Source organism: Salinicoccus kekensis, from assembly GCF_900220995.1.
GTDB classification, from domain to species: Bacteria; Bacillota; Bacilli; order Staphylococcales; family Salinicoccaceae; genus Lacicoccus; species Lacicoccus kekensis.
The window spans coordinates 97,545-114,031 of the sequence record NZ_OBQF01000005.1 but is presented as its reverse complement, the minus strand read 5'-3'; the positions used below and the strand labels follow the sequence as shown (position 1 = coordinate 114,031).

The window sequence follows — 16,487 nt, the reverse complement described above, 5'->3', positions numbered from 1 at the left end:
CACTTATGAACTCAATGTCTCTATAAAATCCTTCAGAAACCGTTCGCTGTCCACTCCGGTGCAGATGTTCACATTCGGTTCCTTGCCGAGCAGTCTCCTGAAGTCGCATATGGTCTGGCCGTAGCTGAGGGGGCTTGAGGTCTCGACGTCCACATAGTACTTTTCCGTCTTGAGGAGTGCGGGGTCGAGCACGTAACCGACGGTGAGTGGATCGTGCAGTGCGCACTGGCGTCTGCCGTAAAGCTTCAGCCCATAATCCATGTACTCATCCGTCGCATCTTTGACGAAGTCATAGTACTTCGTGTCTTTAAGTTTCTCCACATGTTCATCGGTCATCATGACCTGATGGGTGACGTCGAGGCTGACCAGGGTGATGTCGAGTCCCTTATGGAAGACGACTTTCGCTGCTTCGGCGTCTGCGAATATATTGAACTCCGACGTCGGCAGCATATTGCCGTGTCCGACATTCGACACCACACCGCCCATGATGACGACTTCCCCGATCATGTCCTTGATGGCGGGATCCTTCTTCAGTGCGAGTGCGAGGTTCGTCAGCGGCCCGACCATGATGAGGGTGAGGTCTTTATTGTGCTTATATGCACTTTCAATGATGAAGTCGGCAGCGAAGATGTCTTCCAATTCCTTCGTCACGGTCATATCATCGAGCGCGTTGCCGATGCCGTCATTGCCATGCACTTTGAACTCATGGATGGCTTCCCTCAAATAGGGTTCGACAGCGCCCGGGTGTACCGGGATGTTTTCCCCTGCAAGGTGCAGTACTTTAAGTGTGTTCTTCGTCACGTAATCGAGCGGCACGTTGCCGTTCACGGTCGTGATGCCGAGGATATCAAGTGCCTCACTTTCAATGGCATACAGTATCGCAAGGGCATCATCGATGCCCGTATCCACATCCATTATGACTTTCTTCATCATTGATCATCTGTCCTTTCGAGCGAATGTTTCGCCAGGTTCACAATCACTATATCATCCATAGGCGGGTTATGGAGCCCGGCCCGCACGTTCCTGTAATGGCGCTGCAGCTCATTGTCCGCATTGAGGCTCTTTGCGCCGACGACGCGCATGGAGAGATCGACAATCTCCACAGCTTTGTTGACGATGGATGTCTTGACGGCACCGAGCTTCGGTCCCATGGATTTCTGTGCCTCTGCGTCCGCCTGATCCCATTCTTTTGTTGCGGAATAAAGAAACGCCTCTGCTTCCATTGCGAGGAGTTCGATTTTGCCGAGCTTCTCCTGCACGTTCGGCAGTTCCGAAATCGTGCCTTTGATGCTGTTGGGGGAGTAGCTTTTGGCAAACTTCAACGCCGCATCCTGTGCGGCCCGTGCAATGCCGAGGTAACAGGCGGGTATGTGCAGGAGCCACCCCGACGGATCCTTTTTGCCCGGTGTCCGGAAGGCAACGAGATGTTCTTCTTCCACCGCAACGTCTTCAAGGACGACATCATGGCTGCCGCTCGCCCGCATGGCGATGGAATTCCATGTCTCCTCGATGGTGACACCCGGTAGTCCCATATCGACGAGGAATTCACCGACCTCATCGGTCTCTTCGATTGATGCGACGATGATGGCATATTTCAGGACAGGGGAGAGTGTGGAAAATGTCTTCCTGCCGTTCAAAATCCACTGCCCGCCCTGCTTCCGGGCGGTCGTTTCAGGCCTGCCGCCGCGTGTCGGGCTGCCCGTTGCGGGTTCTGTCGCGAGGTTGTTGATCAGGGCGCCGTTTTCGATGACATCACGTACGACCTTTTTATATTTTTCTTCGTTCCATGTCCTCTTTTCTCCGATGTCCATGATGATGCCCATATGCCAGCCGATGGACAGTGCCGTCGCACCGTCGTATTTTGCGATCGTTTCCTGATGCTTCATCAGTTCGGTGAGGCTGATGCCTCCGCCGCCGTATTCCTTCGGGATGGACAGTGCAGGGTAGCCGACCGCCTTCAGTTTGTCGAAATTCTCAAAAGGGAAAGTCAGTTGCTCATCATGCTGTTGTGAGGTTTCCTTGAATTGTTCGGCCGTTTTTTCTATCAATTGTACACGTTGCTTATAGTCGAGATCCTTTAATGTTTCCAAGGTCGTATTCCTCCCGGACATTCATGTTTAAAATATATATCCTTATAATTATTTCACAGCGTGCGGGTTTAATCAAAGGTGCAGAACATGGGTATAGTGTATAATTTCATTGAAAGGGGGATGGCCCATGCTGAAACATCTGCTGCTCGCTCACGGTACACGGCGGGGCGGCCTGAATAAGAGACTGGTGTCGCATATTGAGGATGTGATGGCACCGCATGAAGCGGAATTTTCAATCGCATTTCTGGAGAGTGAGACCGAGGATGCCTATACCGTAATCGGACGGCTGATTGATGAAGGAACGGAGCATATCATCATCACGCCTCTCCTTATGCTGCCGGCATCCCATCTGAAAAAGGATATACCTGAGATCGCATCGTATTTCAGATCATCATACCCGCGCCTGAAAATCGATATCCGTCCGGCGCTCAGCAATCATCCTTTAATCCAGGAGATCGTCAGGCAGCGCATCAGTGAAGCTGAGAAGAAGGGTGCTACGGGCATCGCGGTGGTTGCTCACGGCAATCCGGACTATCCGGAAGCGGGTGCTACACTTGCCGCGTTTACGGAAACACTGGACGCAGGGTATCCTGCACACCCGATGACGCTGTACGGAGACCCGGGCCTCGAAGAAGTGCTCACGGAAATCGCCGGAAGGTATGATCACATGATCATCGTGCCTTTATTTCTATATGACGGGGTTATGACGGATAAGGTGAAAAGCGTTATCGAATCACTCAATCTGCATACGTCTTATGAAGTCACGCCTTCCCTCGATTTCGACCCGCTGCTCGGACGGGTGATTGTGGACCATATGGATGGTCAGCTGATGTAGATGGATTGGTGTAATAATTCCCTTGAAGGTGAAATCGTTGTATAATAGAACCGTTAAAAAACGTTTTCACAGGAGGGATATCATGTTCAAGGCAGTGCCATACTTCAATTTCAAGGATGCACTTGAGGCGATCGATTATTACGTGGAATATTTTGATGCGGAAGTGGTGGGGGTGACGAAAGCGGACCATGAGATGTTCGAAGGGTCACTCGAGGAAATGAAGATGAGCAGAGAGGAAGCGGAGAAGTTCATCATGAATGCAGAAATCAGGATACTCGGTGAGCCGTTCTTCATCAGCAGCACATGGGGCGGCAAGGAGATCAGCAACGAAGGGACGCAGGTGGCTTTCATCTTCGACGGCGATGACGAGGAAGCGGTGGAGACGGTGAAGGCATTTTTCGAGAAGGCATCCGGGGCTGCAGCCGAAGTGGACATGCCCCTCGGACCGGTCGAATGGTCGAAGCTGTTCGGCGGATTCAAGGATAAATACGGTGTGGACTGGATGATCAGTGCGGAATAATTTTGTATTCCATGCCCGAAATCAATATAATGTGCATTATAACGACTATAGGAGGCATCACTGTGCAGGATACTTTTTACTACGAAGTCAGGACCCCGGAGAACTATGATGAAAGCAAAAAATACCCGATGCTCGTCGCGTTCCACGGCATTGGCCATAATGAGAGCTTTACATGGAACACATTCGAGGAATTGACGGATGAATTCATCGTCGTCGGTGTACGCGGTCATATGGATTACAACAACGGTTATGCTTTTTATTATCTGGAAGGGTTCGGCAAGCCCGACATGGAATCATTCGATGACTGCATGGAGAAGCTGCCGGCATTCGTCGAAGAGCTGATTGAGGAATACCCGGTGGATAAGGATCATGTCTACCTCGGAGGCTTCAGCCAGGGTGCGATACTGTCCAACACGCTCGCTCTGCTGCTCGGTGATAAGATCAGCGGCATCGTCTCCATGAACGGCTATGTGCCGGATTTCCTGGAGGAGCGGTACGGCGTGAAGGATGTCGGCCATCTCGATGTCTTCCTGTCGGACGGCAGGGATGATGAAATATTCCCGCCCCATGTCGGCGGCAGAAATGAAGAATATTTCAAGGAAAAGGGCGCCAACGTCATATACACGACGTATGATACGGCCCATACGATCGGTGATGAAAACAAGGCGGACGCTGTAAAGTGGCTGCGCAGTAAAATTTAGACATCATTTTAAAAGGCTCTGGGGAATAAACTCCGCAGGGCCTTCTTCATTCAAAAATCACGGTGTGGAGGCATGCCGCGATTTCATCGGCTTCCTCCGTATCGAGGTTTGCGAACCCGAGTACATAATCTTTCCATTCGTCGTCATCTGCGACATACCCGGTTGAAAAGCGCCTGATATCATACAGCTCGAGGGAGGCGGCCTCTGCACGGTCCTTTATATCGTCATAGGAGCGGGGTGTTTTGAATTTTGCGATGAAGTGGAGCCCCGCCGGGACATCCACGATATCGATCGTTTCCCCGAAGCGTTTCCGGAGCGCATCGATCAGTATGGTCCTGTTGTTCTCATAGTGGCTGTTCATCTTTTTGACGTACCGGCTGTATTCACCCGATTCGATGAAATATTTCAACGTGTAGAGCTGCAGGCTGTCATTGCCCTGAAGCCAGTATTTGTACCGCGCCTTATATTTTTCGAGCAGCTCCGGCGGCAGGATCATATAGCTGATCCTGAAGCTCGGCAGGAGGGTTTTCGAGAATGTCCCCATGTAGATCACTTTGCGGTTTTTATCGAGGCTCTGCAGTGAAGGGATGTTATCGGTGCCGTATTTGAATTCACTGTCGTAATCATCTTCGATGAGGTAGCGCCCGTCTTTTTCAGAGGCCCAGTTCAGCAGGTCGACCCTTTTCGATATCGGCATGATCATGCCGAGCGGGAACTGATGGGACGGTGTCAGGAACTGGATGGCCGGGTCTTCTGTCTCCATCTTCTGTATGTCGACGCCCTCCGTATCGAGGGGGATGTTGACCACATGGATGCCTTTGTCGTTCAGCATATCCCGGACCCTGGAGTAGCCCGGGTTCTCAATGCCGACTTTGACATCGGGTCCGAACAGGTCGATGAGCTGGCTGATCAGCGGCTGGGTGCCGGTGCCGATGACGATCTGTTCCGGGAAGCAGTTGATGCCGCGGGTGACGGAAATCAGGTTCTTGATCGATTCCCGCACTTCAAGCGGTCCCTGCGGATGGTTGAGCCGGGAGATGTCGAACTGGTGGTTTTTGATCACTTCCCTCTGGAAGCTCATCCACTTCTTATATGGGAAGCGCGTGCTGTTCACGGTCATATGGGAGAGGGAATACTGATACCGTTTCTGGACCTTGTCCTCCTTCAGCGATTCCGGCAGTGATTCCGGGAACGTCGTCTCCGGATTGTATTTATTGATCGCTTCCGTATAATACCCCTTCTTTTCGACGGCATATACATACCCCTCCGCAATCAGCTGATCGTATGCCGTGGCCACCGAATTCACGCTTACATCCAAATCTTTCGCAAGCTCCCTTTTTGAAGGCAGCCTGTAGTCTTTAGGTATCTTTCCGGAGATGATCATATCTTTTAAGCTTTCATATATCTGGCGGTATTTATACTTTGAATGGCTTTCGGATAATCTGACTTCAAGCATGGCCTGTCTCCCCTTTTGATCTGGTGCCTAAACTTTTACGGAATTGGTACTTTCAATTATACCAATTTTTGAAATAATGGCTATAATCAATGAAGTGAAAGGGGTTTCAAATTATGACAAGAAGCGAGGAATTACAGAAGAAAAGGGAGAAATATGTATCAAGGAGTGTGAGCAACGGCAATCTGGCCATCGCGGACCAGGCACATGGGGCGACAGTGACCGATCATGAAGGGAAGACTTTCATCGATTTCGCCGGTGCCATCGGTGTGCAGAACGTCGGCCATACGCATCCGAAGGTGACGGAGGCGGTCAAAAATCAGATCGACCGGTATCTGCATCCGGGCTTCAACTGCATCATGTATGACGGCTATATCGAACTTGCCGAGAAACTGTGCGGCATCACGCCGGGGGACTTCGACAAGAAGGTGATCCTGTTGAACTCCGGTGCGGAAGCGGTGGAGAATGCGGTCAAGATGTCCCGGAAATATACGGGCAGGAACGCGGTCGTCTCATTCAAACGCGGCTATCACGGGCGCACAAATCTTACGATGAGCATGACGAGCAAGGTGAAACCTTACAAGAACGGCTTCGGTCCGTTTGCTTCGGATATTTATCAGGCGCCGTTCCCGTACACTTACCGCAGGCATCCGTCACTCTCAGAGGAGGAGTACATCGATCAGACGATCAAGGAATTCCATGATTTCTTCATCGAGACGGTCGCGCCTGAAAATGTCGCGTGCGTCGTCATGGAGCCGGTGCAGGGCGAGGGCGGATTCATCATCCCGCCGAAGCGCTTTGTCCAGGCGGTTACAGAATTCTGCAAAGAACACGGCATCATCTTCGTTGCGGATGAAATCCAGACAGGCTTCGGCCGCACGGGGAAATGGTTCGCTTCCGAGCACTTCGATATAGAACCTGATTTGATGCTGGTGTCGAAATCACTCGCAGCCGGACTGCCGCTCAGCGGTGTCGTCGGCCGGGCGGAAATACTGGATGCGGCGGAGCCGGGTGAACTCGGCGGCACATTCGCAGGCAACCCGGTCGCCTGCGCGGCGGCGCTCGCCGTCATCGATGTCGTGGAGGAAGAGGATTTATGCAATAAGGCCGAGCGGATCGGGCAGAAGCTTGAAGATATATTTAAAGTGTACCAGGATAGATATGGATTCATCGGTGAAGTCAGACGCCTCGGTGCGATGGTGGCGGTCGAGATCGTGAATGACGACCAGTCGCCTGATAAGGCGCGCACAGGCAAAATCGCAAAGTATGCGAACGATAACGGATTGATACTGCTTTCCGCCGGCATTTATGGTAACGTCATCCGTTTCCTCATGCCGCTCGTCATCACGGACGATGAGCTCAATAAAGGACTCGATATACTGGATGCAGCACTCGAAGAGGCAGGTGAAGTGCAGTGACGCAGACTTTCGAAATAAAGAACCCGGCAACGGGTGAAGTCGTCGACACTCTGCCTGTCAATACGAAGGAGGAAGTCCAGGCGGCGATCGAGGCATGCCACGAAGGCTTCAAGGAGTGGCGCAGTACGGATGCCCATCATCGATCGAGCATCATCAAGGAATGGTTCCGCCTCATCAATGAACACAAGGATGAACTGGCAGAGATCATCACGAAGGAGAGCGGCAAGCCGCTCCACGAGGCGCTCGGCGAAGTCACCTATGCGAATGCCTACATCGAATGGTACGCAGAAGAGGCGAAGCGCATCTACGGCCGGACGGTCCCTGCCAATTCACCGAATAAAAACATCATCATCAAAAAGCAGCCGGTCGGTCTGGTCGCAGGCATCACGCCGTGGAATTTCCCTGCGGCGATGCTGACACGGAAAGTGGCACCTGCACTTGCGGCGGGATGTTCCTTTATAATAAAACCAGCGGCGGAAACGCCGCTCACGACGATGAAGCTGGTGGAGCTTGCGTACGAAGCGGGTGTACCTGAGAATGTCTTCAAAGCGGTGAACGGCTCCGGCAGGGAGATCGGGTCAATGTTTACCGACAGCCCCCTCGTCAGGAAGATCACTTTCACGGGCTCGACGCCAGTCGGTAAATCGCTGATCAAAAACAGCGCGGATACGGTGAAGCATGTGTCGATGGAGCTCGGCGGGCATGCGCCGATCATCGTCTGCGGGGATGCGGACATCGATATCGCGGTCGATCAGACCATCGCCTCCAAGTTCAGGAACGCCGGTCAGACGTGCATCTGTGCGAACCGGCTGTTCGTCCATGAATCGATCGTGGATGAATTTTCGAAGAAGCTGAGTGAAAAAGTTTCAGGGCTTAAAGTCGGCAACGGGCTTGAGGAAGGCATCCAGGTCGGCCCGCTCATCAACAAACAGGCGTATGAAAAGGTGAGCGGCCAGGCTGAAAATGCACGGCAGCTTGGTGCGGATATACTATGCGGCGGCGAGGGTGATGCGGATGATGAGAAGGGCACTTACTTCTTTAAACCGACGGTGATCAAGAATGCAACACAGAAGATGGAGATCATGAACGAGGAGACGTTCGGCCCGCTGATCCCGATTCAAGCCTTCGCGGAAGTGGACGAAGCGGTGGCACTTGCGAACAGCCTGCCGTTCGGACTTGCAGCATATTACTTCACGAACGATTACAGGATGGGACTTTATTTGTCCGAGCAGCTAGAGTTCGGCGTCATCGGCTGGAACGACGGTGCACCATCCGCCGCCCATGCACCATTCGGCGGCCTGAAAGAGAGCGGCCTCGGCAAGGAAGGCGGGCCAGAAGGCATTGAAGCGTATCTTGACACGAAATATTTATCGATAGGAAATTTGATTTAATAATATGTTCATATTTTCAACTTGGGTACTGGACATGATGGAGGACATGACGTGAACGAAAATAAATTTTCCAAATCTTTTTCTATGATTGACCTGCTTTTCATGGCTACAGGTGCCATGCTCGGCTGGGGCTGGGTCGTCTTATCCGGCGACTGGGTTTCCCATGCCGGCTTTGGGGGCACAGCCATCGCTTTTGCGATAGGCGGTATTTTGATTATATTCATCGGTTTGACTTATGCAGAACTTGCTTCATCCATACCGAGGACCGGCGGTGGAATGGTGTTCGTACTGAGAGCATTCAAGCCAAAAATCATCGGCTATTTTGCGGCATGGAGTGTTTTATTCGGCTACGTTTCTGTAATTACATTCGAGGCGGTTGCCCTGCCTACAGTCATCGACTACATTCTGCCTTTTGAACATATGGGGCATTTATGGACGGTCGGTGGAGACGATGTCTTCTTCACATGGGTGATCATCGGTTCAATAGGTTCAATCATTTTGACATCATTGAACTACTTTGGGGTCACACCGGCCAAAGTGGTACAGAATGTATTGACCCTCGGCGTGGTCGCAGCGGGAATTCTGCTGATGGTGAGCGGCTTCACGCTTGGGGACAGTGGGAATTTGGACCCTGTATTCGGTGATGGTGTCGGCGGCATCATGACGGTCCTGATAATGATACCTTTCTTATTCGTCGGGTTTGATGTCATCCCTCAAATAGCGGCCGAAGTGAAATCACCGCCCCGTTTGATCGGGAGGATACTGATCGGCTCAATAATCGTCACGGTGATATTTTATGTGCTGATCGCTTTCGGTGTATCGATGGGGTTGACAGAGGCCCAGATTGCCGATTCGGACTTGGCGACAGCAGATGCGATGAGAATGATGTATAACAGCCAGTTCATGGCCAATATCATCGTCATCGCCGGTGTTGCCGGTATAATAACAAGCTGGAACGCATTCATAATAGGCGGCAGCCGCATTTTGTATGCCATGTCGATACGTAGGATGATCCCGGAATGGTTCAGCAAGATCCATCCCAGATATAATACACCTGTGAATGCCATCTTGTTTTTAGGGATACTTGGCGCGGTCGCCCCGCTGCTTGGACATGCGTCGCTCAATTGGTTCGTCAATGCAGGCGGTATCGGCATCGTCCTCGGTTACCTGATCGTGTCGATATCATTCCTGAAATTAAGGAAGACCGAGCCAGAATTGAACCGTCCGTTCAGTATTAAAAACTGGAAAGTTGTCGGGTTGATCGCCATCATATTAAGTGTATTATTCATCTTAATTTATCTGCCATTTTCTCCTTCATCTTTGGTTTGGCCGATGGAGTGGTTGATTGTCATAGGCTGGTATTTAATCGGATTCATTTTCTTCATGCTTGGCAGTGAAAAAGGAATCAACAGAGACTATAACGGCGGGATGAATGCGAACAAGGAAATTGATAAATGATATTCAGGGACAAAACTCCGGTTTTGTCTCTTTTTATTTATGGTTTTAGAGATGAGGAACTGGGATGTGACACGGGAGCTGTGAAAATTGATGTTTCATGTCACGAGAAGGCATTTTGTGACACGAGAGCAGTGAAAATCGGAGTTTCGTGTCACGGAGAGACGTTTTGTGACACGAGAGCAGTGAAAATCAGTGTTTCGTGTCACGGGGAGGCGTTTTGTGACACGAGGGCAGTGAAAATCGATGTTTCATGTCACGGAGGGACGTTTTGTGACACGAGGGCAGTGAAAATCGGTGTTTCGTGTCACGGAGAGGCTTTTTGTGACATAAGAGTCCCAAAAATCGATGTTTCGTGTCACGGGAGGGGTTCCATGCCACCATCAAAATGAAATCACCCTAAAATCTTGCTATACTCCAGTAAAAGGGGTGAGGCAATGGATTTCAGGATGGCGGGGGAAGAGGACCTGCAGGAAATCATCTCGATGCTTGCAGATGACGAATTAGGTAAAACACGGGAGACGGTGTCCGACCTCATAGAGGAGAAATATATCCAGTCGTTCAGGGACATCGAGGCGCAGGCGGGCAATCAGATCCTGCTTGCCACTGAAAATGGCGCGATCACCGGCTGCCTGCAGCTCACTTTCATCCCGACGCTTGCGCGCGGGGGACAGAAGCGTGCCCAGATTGAAGGGGTCCGGGTGCATAAGTCCCACCGGGGCAAAGGTGTGGGACGGGCTTTATTTGAAGAGGCGATCCGGCTGGCCAAAAAGGACGGCTGCGGCATCGTCCAGCTCACGACAGACAAGCGGCGCGGCGGTGCGCATGCGTTCTACGAAAAGCTCGGCTTCAAGGTGACGCATGAGGGCATGAAACTCTTCCTATAAAATCTCATAGGACTCGATGCAATTTTCGAGCTCTTCCAGGTACAGCTTCGCCATCCGGCTGAGCTGTGCTTTTTTATTGGTCAAAGTGCCGACGGTGATCTGATCGTCGATATCAAGCCTCACCGGGATGATATCCGTGCCGTTCAGCTCTTCGCTTAAAATCCCCGTCGAGATCGTATAGCCGTTCAGGCCGATCAGGCAGTTGAATAAAGTCGCGCGGTCACTGACGAGGATGTTCTTCGGGACATCGAGCGTCCCTAAAATCTCCTCCGAGAAATAGAAGGAGTTGTTCTTCCCCTGTTCGAATGACAGCCTTGGATAGGGCTCAAGGTCTTCAATGGTGACGAGTTCCTTTTTTGCGAGGGGGTTATCCCGGCTGATGAAGACATGGGGGTTCGCTGAGAACAGCGGTTCGAAGCCGAGGTGGTTCTCCTTAATCAGCTGTGAGAGGACCTGCTCATTGAAGCTGTTCATATACAGCACGCCGACTTCGCTCGTCAGGTTTTTCACATCGTCGATGATTTCAAAAGTCTTCGTCTCCCGCAGCGTGAACTGGTATTTATCACCGCCGTACCGGTCGATCATCCTGACCATCGCATCGACAGAAAAGGAGTAGTGCTGGGTGGACACGGACAACAGGCGTTCCTGATATGGCGAATCAAGGTATCGGTGCTCCATCAGGTTCACTTGTTCGACGACCTGTCTGGCGTAGCTCATGAATTCGGCACCGTCGGATGAGAGGACGATGCCTTTCGACGTCCTTGTGAATATGACGATCCCCATCTCCGCCTCGAGCGTCTTAATCGCCTTGGACAATGTCGGCTGCGAGATGAAGAGGTTTTTCGCCGCTTCGTTGATCGAGCCCGTATTCACCACTTCTATCAGATATTTCAACTGCTGTATCGTCATGGGTATCCCCGCTTTCAAGTTTAATGAATAAAATTATACCGCAGGATATAGCTTAAAGCTATAGCGGGACATGAATTTAAACTCTTATGCTATCTCAGAAAGGTATGTTAACCTTGATATACGAACAAAACAATAGAGGAGTGGCCGGATATGACTGTTAAAAATATAAATGAACGAAAAACTGCACCTTACAGATTTGATAACGTGGGAAGCTTTTTGCGCCCGTTGAGATTGAAGGAAGCACGTGATGCATTCGCCAAAAACACGATTTCTGCAGAGGAACTGAAATCGGTTGAAGATGAAGCAATCGAAGAGCTGATCGAAAAGCAGAAGGAGATCGGCCTGAAGGCGATCACAGATGGTGAATTCCGCAGATCATGGTGGCATCTCGATTTCATGTGGGGTCTTGAAGGCATGGAGAAAGTGGAAGTCGATGAAGGCTACCAGTTCGCTGAAGTCGAAACGCGCGCAGAATCCGCACGCCTGACGGGCAAGCTCGGCGGGTCGGGGCATCCGTTCATCGGACACTTTAAATTCGTCAATCAGTTTGCGGATGATGAAGTCATCGCAAGGCAGACGATCCCGGCACCGGCCCAGTTCCTGGCGGAGCTGCTTCGTCCGGATAATAAAGAAGCAACCGAGAAAATCTATCCGAATGAAGAAGAACTGCTCGAGGACATCGCTAAAGCCTACCAGACCTTTATTAAAGAATTGTATGAAGCGGGTTGCCGCAACCTGCAGCTCGACGACTGCACATGGGGCATGATCGTCGATGAGGAATACTGGGAAAAAATGGCGGGCGACTTCACCGTTGAAGGCCTGAGCCGGAAATATGTCGGTGTGAACAATAAGGCGATTGAGGGTGCACCTGAAGACCTCGTGATCACTACGCACGTATGCCGCGGGAACTACCGTTCAACATGGGCATCCTCCGGTGCGTATGACAAAGTTGCGGATATTTTATTCGGCGAAGAGAATGTCGAAGGCTACTACCTTGAATTCGATACGGAGCGTGCCGGCGGATTCGAATCACTGTCAAAAGTGAGCGGCGATAAAGTGGTCGTACTCGGCCTGATCTCTTCAAAAGTTCCGGAGCTTGAAGATAAGGAAGAAATCAAATCCCGCATCGAAGAAGCGGCGAAATATATCGATAAAGACAGACTGTGCCTCAGCCCGCAGTGCGGGTTCGCATCTACTGAGGAAGGCAACAACCTGACTGAGCAGGAACAATGGGCAAAACTTGAACTCGTCAAAGAGATCACAGAGGAAGTCTGGGGTAAATAATGGAATAAAGATCGGGGGCTGCGTGAGTGCGCGGCCTCTTTTTTGTTGGCGGATGCTTACGACATAAGTGATGTCGGGATAAACAAGTTATGTCGTTTGGAAGGCATTTGTGACATAAGTGGTGCCCCGACAGCCAAGTTATGCCGTTTGGAAGGCATTTGTGACATAAGTGGTGCCTCGACGGACAAGTTATGCCGTTTGGAAGGCATTTGTGACATAAGTGATACTCTGACAGCCGAGTTATGCCGTTTCGAAGACATTTGCGGCATAACTCACACCCCGCCATCCAAGTTATGCCGCAAACTCCCGCCCAACCCAATAAAACCCCTCCTGCCGGGCGGAGTTTCAAATATATGAGAGCATCGTCGTGGCGATCGTGAAATAAATGAGCAGCCCCATGATGTCGTTGATCGTGGTGATGAATGGGCCGGATGCGACCGCCGGGTCGATGTTCAGTTTTTTGATGATGAGGGGGATGACGGCGCCGACGACGGCGGAGACGCTCAGCGTCACCACCAGTGTTAGTCCGACGATGACGGCGAAGATCATTCCGCCGTCCGGATAGAATATCGGGATGAGGATCATCAGCGCGACCGAGCATGCAAGGCCGATCAGGAATCCGGTGCCGAGTTCCCGCCACAGTGTCCTGAGTATCGTGCCGGGTCCGATGTTGCCGAGTGCGAGATTCCGGACGGCGACGGTGAGGGCCTGCGTGCCGGTGTTCCCTGCGGAATCCATGATCAGCGGAATAAACGCCGACAGCAGCACGACGGCTTCCAGCGTCTCCTCGAATGCCCCGATGATGTTTGCCGTGATCATCCCGAGGAGCATCAGGACGATGATCCACGGACCGCGCTTTTTGGCGGACTGGAGGATGGTGAGCTTATGATCCATAGCGCCACGCGTCGTTCCGAGTTCCCCGAAATCTTCCTCGATTTCAATATGTACGACGTCGAGGATGTCATCCACCGTGACGATGCCTGAAAGCAGGCCATATTCCGTAACGACGGGCAAGGCGCTCAAGTTATACTTCTGTATCACTTTGGCCACATCTTCCTGATCGTCATCAACTTTTACAGAAATGACGTTGGTCCGCATGAGTGACCGGATTTCATCATCTTCACCAGCCATGAGCATATCCCTCAATGAAGCGACGCCTTTTAAATGGTGGGCTTCATCAATGATATATACATAATAGATGGTCTCGGCGTGTGACGCTTCCGCCCTGAGATGCTTCATGACCGCGCTGATGGTTTCATGTTCCTCTGCGGTGACATATTCCTTGGTCATGATCGTCCCGGCGCTGTCTTCCGTATAGTTGAGGAGTTCCTTCACTTCCTCACTGCCCGACGGGGACATGAGGGATATGATCCTCTCGCGGTAGCCGGGTGTCTGTTCTTCAAGGAAGTCGGCGACGTTATCGGCGTACATGGCATCGAACATGTGCGCGATATATTCGTCATCCATATCTTCAACAGCCACTTCCTGATGTTCCAGGTCCAGCGCCTGAAAGACGGCGGAAAATTCCTTCGGCGACAGGAATTCCTGGATCCTGCGGTGGTCGCGGGCATCCAGATCCAGATATATGGCGGCCTGGTCCATCGGATGGAGGTTCAGGAATATACTCCTGAAAGCCTGTCCGTCCTGTATCTGAAGTGCTGTTTCTATCTCATGATGAAAGCTGATGATCTGCTCCATTAAGAATCCTCCCTATCTTCATCCTTATCTTTATTTAATTGTTACCCTTTACGGCGGAAATTAAATTCATTTCCTTAAAATACATCTCTCCGTCATATACATATTAATTTAATTTCATTTTATTATAAAAAATGTGAATTTTTAAACCAAAAGGGGGAGCAACCTCCATTTCACTAGAAAATTATGTAATAATAGCTTTTATATGAGTTATTTAAATTTTAAAAATATTGACAGGGGGTTTTGGAATTGGCAAAAAGCACAATTGGAAACAAGAATAAGCCGAGATTTGAGATGCCGCATATTTACGTCATACTCTTCATTTTAATCACTCTCGGCGCAATCGCATCATACATAGTTCCAGCAGGTCAGTTCGACCGTGAGGAAGTGGACGGACGGTCCGTCATCATCCCGAATACATTTGAATTCATACAACAGAGTCCGGTGGGCATCTTTGAATTTATGACCGCCATCCCGCGTGGTGTGGAGCAGACGGTCATCATCATCTTCGGTATCATGGCCATCGGTGCGATGTTCCGGGTCATTGAGAAAGCGGGCGTCATCGATTTGATCATCAACTTCCTGATCAAGCGTTTCGGGGACAAGGGATTGCTGATCATTCCGGTGATCATTGTACCCCTGGCACTTTTCGTGGCATTGACGGGTAATATAGAATCATCCCTGATATTCCTGCCTGCGCTGCTGCCTTTATTTATAAGGCTCGGTTTCGACAGGATGGCTGCGGCTGCAACCGTGCTGATCGCGACCGTTGTCGGTTTCTCGGTGGCGCTGACGGCGCCGGCGAACCTCGGCACGGCGCAGACGATTGCGGAGCTGCCGCTGTTCTCAGGAATCGGTTACCGTGCAATTATATTGACCCTGATGACGATCATCGGTATACTGTTCGTCACCTTCTACATCAAACGTGTACAGAAAGATCCTTCGAATTCTCTGATCACGGATGATGTCGATGATTCTCAGTTCACTGAAAAGGAAGATGACATCCAGGAAGCGGGTACACGTACCGTGGTCGCGACATGGGTGTTCATTGCGGCACTCGGCTTTATGCTGTTCGGCATCTTCCAGTACCAGTGGTACTTTATCGAGCTTGCAGGATTCTACATCCTGACAGGCCTCATCGTCGGTTTGATCGGCGGACTCGGCCCTTCAAGGATTGCCGAAGCGATGAACGAAGGGATCCGGAATATCCTGCTCGGCGCGCTGATCGTCGGGATCGCGCGTGCGGTTTCTGTAGTGCTTGAGGACGGTTCCATTATGGATACGGTCGTCCACGGCCTGAGCCTGGTCATCACGTTCCTGCCGGAATGGCTCGTTCCGGTCGCCATGATGATCGTCCAGGGTCTCCTGAACTTCCTGATTCCTTCAGGAAGCGGACAGGCGGCAGCAACCATGCCGATCATGGTCGGGCTGGTGGATCTCGCTGAAATGACCAGACAGACCGCCGTGCTTGCCTTCCTGTTCGGTGACGGATTCTCGAACATCTTCTATCCGACATCCGGGTACTTCATGGCGGCACTTGCGATTGCGCAGATCAAGTATACGGACTGGATCAAGTTCATCTGGCCATTGCTTCTGTTATGGTACGGAGCAGCGGCGATATTCCTCGTCATTGCGTTCTTCATCGACTACGGCCCGTTCTAAAAAAGAGTGAAAGGGTGAATGAATATGAGATGTGGCACGAAGTGTTTTATCGTGACGCTGGAAAAAGATGATGGGAAAAAGACTTATGAGATTTCGGCGCGGAGTTCGGCCGATGCGAGAAAAATAAGCCGGCGCCGTTACGGCGAAGATCTCGTCATCCACTCCGTCCAGAAGAAATGAATAAAAG

At 51.1% G+C, this 16,487-nt stretch carries 15 protein-coding genes; 10 read left to right on the top strand and 5 right to left on the bottom strand.

Translation table 11 applies throughout. The features are described 5' to 3' along the window. Nucleotides 1-3: 3 nt before the first annotated feature. Both CRN96_RS10155 and CRN96_RS10150 read right to left on the bottom strand, forming a co-directional pair. Entirely contained in the window at nt 4-930 is a 927-nt protein-coding gene (locus CRN96_RS10155; RefSeq protein ID WP_097042029.1) for a nucleoside hydrolase, read from the bottom strand. Beyond that, nucleotides 930-2,090 (bottom strand): acyl-CoA dehydrogenase family protein, encoded by a 1,161-nt coding sequence (locus CRN96_RS10150; protein WP_245844639.1) that lies wholly within the window; start codon nt 2,088-2,090, stop codon nt 930-932. Before CRN96_RS10150 ends, CRN96_RS10155 begins: the two co-directional genes overlap by 1 nt. 127 nt (nt 2,091-2,217) lie before the next feature. On the opposite strand from CRN96_RS10150, the gene CRN96_RS10145 reads away from it, so the two are divergent. The 3 genes from CRN96_RS10145 (at nt 2,218) to CRN96_RS10135 (ending at nt 4,146) form a co-directional block, all read left to right on the top strand. Continuing rightward, a complete protein-coding gene (locus CRN96_RS10145) occupies nt 2,218-2,925 on the top strand; it encodes a sirohydrochlorin chelatase (RefSeq protein WP_097041776.1) in 708 nt (235 codons plus the stop codon). Nucleotides 2,926-3,007: 82 nt separating this feature from the next. Further along, the gene (locus tag CRN96_RS10140) at nt 3,008-3,445 is read left to right on the top strand and encodes a VOC family protein (RefSeq protein WP_097041774.1); all 438 of its coding nucleotides are present in this window, start codon (nt 3,008-3,010) and stop codon (nt 3,443-3,445) included. 62 nt (nt 3,446-3,507) lie between these two features. Continuing rightward, a complete protein-coding gene (locus CRN96_RS10135) occupies nt 3,508-4,146 on the top strand; it encodes an alpha/beta hydrolase (protein ID WP_179647180.1) in 639 nt (212 codons plus the stop codon). Between the two features lie 46 nt (nt 4,147-4,192). On the opposite strand, the gene gabR is transcribed toward CRN96_RS10135, so the two are convergent. Continuing rightward, nucleotides 4,193-5,602, bottom strand: a complete 1,410-nt coding sequence (gene gabR / locus CRN96_RS10130) for a MocR-like transcriptional regulator GabR (RefSeq protein WP_097041771.1) — start codon at nt 5,600-5,602, stop codon at nt 4,193-4,195. 113 nt (nt 5,603-5,715) lie between these two features. On the opposite strand from gabR, the gene gabT reads away from it, so the two are divergent. The 4 genes from gabT (at nt 5,716) to CRN96_RS10105 (ending at nt 10,750) form a co-directional block, all read left to right on the top strand. Then, entirely contained in the window at nt 5,716-7,017 is a 1,302-nt protein-coding gene (gene gabT / locus CRN96_RS10125; protein WP_097041769.1) for a 4-aminobutyrate--2-oxoglutarate transaminase, read from the top strand. Next, on the top strand, nt 7,014-8,408 hold the full coding sequence (locus tag CRN96_RS10120; protein ID WP_097041767.1) for an NAD-dependent succinate-semialdehyde dehydrogenase: 1,395 nt from the start codon (nt 7,014-7,016) through the stop codon (nt 8,406-8,408). The genes gabT and CRN96_RS10120 overlap by 4 nt, the downstream gene beginning before the upstream one ends. A gap of 51 nt (nt 8,409-8,459) precedes the next feature. Beyond that, entirely contained in the window at nt 8,460-9,866 is a 1,407-nt protein-coding gene (locus CRN96_RS10115) for an APC family permease (protein WP_245844637.1), read from the top strand. 434 nt (nt 9,867-10,300) lie between these two features. Next, a complete protein-coding gene (locus tag CRN96_RS10105) occupies nt 10,301-10,750 on the top strand; it encodes a GNAT family N-acetyltransferase (protein ID WP_097041763.1) in 450 nt (149 codons plus the stop codon). Here CRN96_RS10105 and CRN96_RS10100 read toward each other — a convergent pair. Continuing rightward, nucleotides 10,745-11,659 (bottom strand): LysR family transcriptional regulator, encoded by a 915-nt coding sequence (locus CRN96_RS10100; RefSeq protein ID WP_097041761.1) that lies wholly within the window; start codon nt 11,657-11,659, stop codon nt 10,745-10,747. The two genes, CRN96_RS10105 and CRN96_RS10100, sit on opposite strands and share 6 nt — an antisense overlap. A gap of 150 nt (nt 11,660-11,809) precedes the next feature. Between CRN96_RS10100 and CRN96_RS10095 the strand changes: the two genes are divergently transcribed. Beyond that, nucleotides 11,810-12,943: a 5-methyltetrahydropteroyltriglutamate--homocysteine S-methyltransferase gene (locus CRN96_RS10095; protein ID WP_097041759.1), complete on the top strand. Its 1,134-nt coding sequence runs from the start codon at nt 11,810-11,812 to the stop codon at nt 12,941-12,943. A 345-nt stretch (nt 12,944-13,288) separates the two neighbouring features. On the opposite strand, the gene mgtE is transcribed toward CRN96_RS10095, so the two are convergent. Further along, a complete protein-coding gene (gene mgtE / locus CRN96_RS10090; RefSeq protein ID WP_097041758.1) occupies nt 13,289-14,641 on the bottom strand; it encodes a magnesium transporter in 1,353 nt (450 codons plus the stop codon). A 246-nt stretch (nt 14,642-14,887) separates the two neighbouring features. Here mgtE and CRN96_RS10085 point away from each other — a divergent pair, with 246 nt between their 5' ends. Both CRN96_RS10085 and CRN96_RS13470 read left to right on the top strand, forming a co-directional pair. Next, the gene (locus CRN96_RS10085; protein WP_097041756.1) at nt 14,888-16,300 is read left to right on the top strand and encodes a YfcC family protein; all 1,413 of its coding nucleotides are present in this window, start codon (nt 14,888-14,890) and stop codon (nt 16,298-16,300) included. Between the two features lie 51 nt (nt 16,301-16,351). Next, nucleotides 16,352-16,480 carry a hypothetical protein gene (locus CRN96_RS13470; protein ID WP_281254131.1) on the top strand — a complete coding sequence of 43 codons (129 nt, stop codon included), beginning with the start codon at nt 16,352-16,354 and terminating at the stop codon, nt 16,478-16,480. Nucleotides 16,481-16,487 lie beyond the last annotated feature (7 nt).

What these genes read in the sequence shown, in the direction of transcription:
- CRN96_RS10155 (WP_097042029.1), bottom strand. Translation starts at nt 930, where the DNA reads ATGAAGAAAGTCATAATGGATGTGGATACGGGCATCGATGATGCCCTT.
- CRN96_RS10145 (WP_097041776.1), top strand. Translation starts at nt 2,218, where the DNA reads ATGCTGAAACATCTGCTGCTCGCTCACGGTACACGGCGGGGCGGCCTG.
- CRN96_RS10140 (WP_097041774.1), top strand. Translation starts at nt 3,008, where the DNA reads ATGTTCAAGGCAGTGCCATACTTCAATTTCAAGGATGCACTTGAGGCG.
- gabR (WP_097041771.1), bottom strand. Translation starts at nt 5,602, where the DNA reads ATGCTTGAAGTCAGATTATCCGAAAGCCATTCAAAGTATAAATACCGC.
- gabT (WP_097041769.1), top strand. Translation starts at nt 5,716, where the DNA reads ATGACAAGAAGCGAGGAATTACAGAAGAAAAGGGAGAAATATGTATCA.
- CRN96_RS10105 (WP_097041763.1), top strand. Translation starts at nt 10,301, where the DNA reads ATGGATTTCAGGATGGCGGGGGAAGAGGACCTGCAGGAAATCATCTCG.
- CRN96_RS10100 (WP_097041761.1), bottom strand. Translation starts at nt 11,659, where the DNA reads ATGACGATACAGCAGTTGAAATATCTGATAGAAGTGGTGAATACGGGC.
- CRN96_RS10095 (WP_097041759.1), top strand. Translation starts at nt 11,810, where the DNA reads ATGACTGTTAAAAATATAAATGAACGAAAAACTGCACCTTACAGATTT.
- mgtE (WP_097041758.1), bottom strand. Translation starts at nt 14,641, where the DNA reads ATGGAGCAGATCATCAGCTTTCATCATGAGATAGAAACAGCACTTCAG.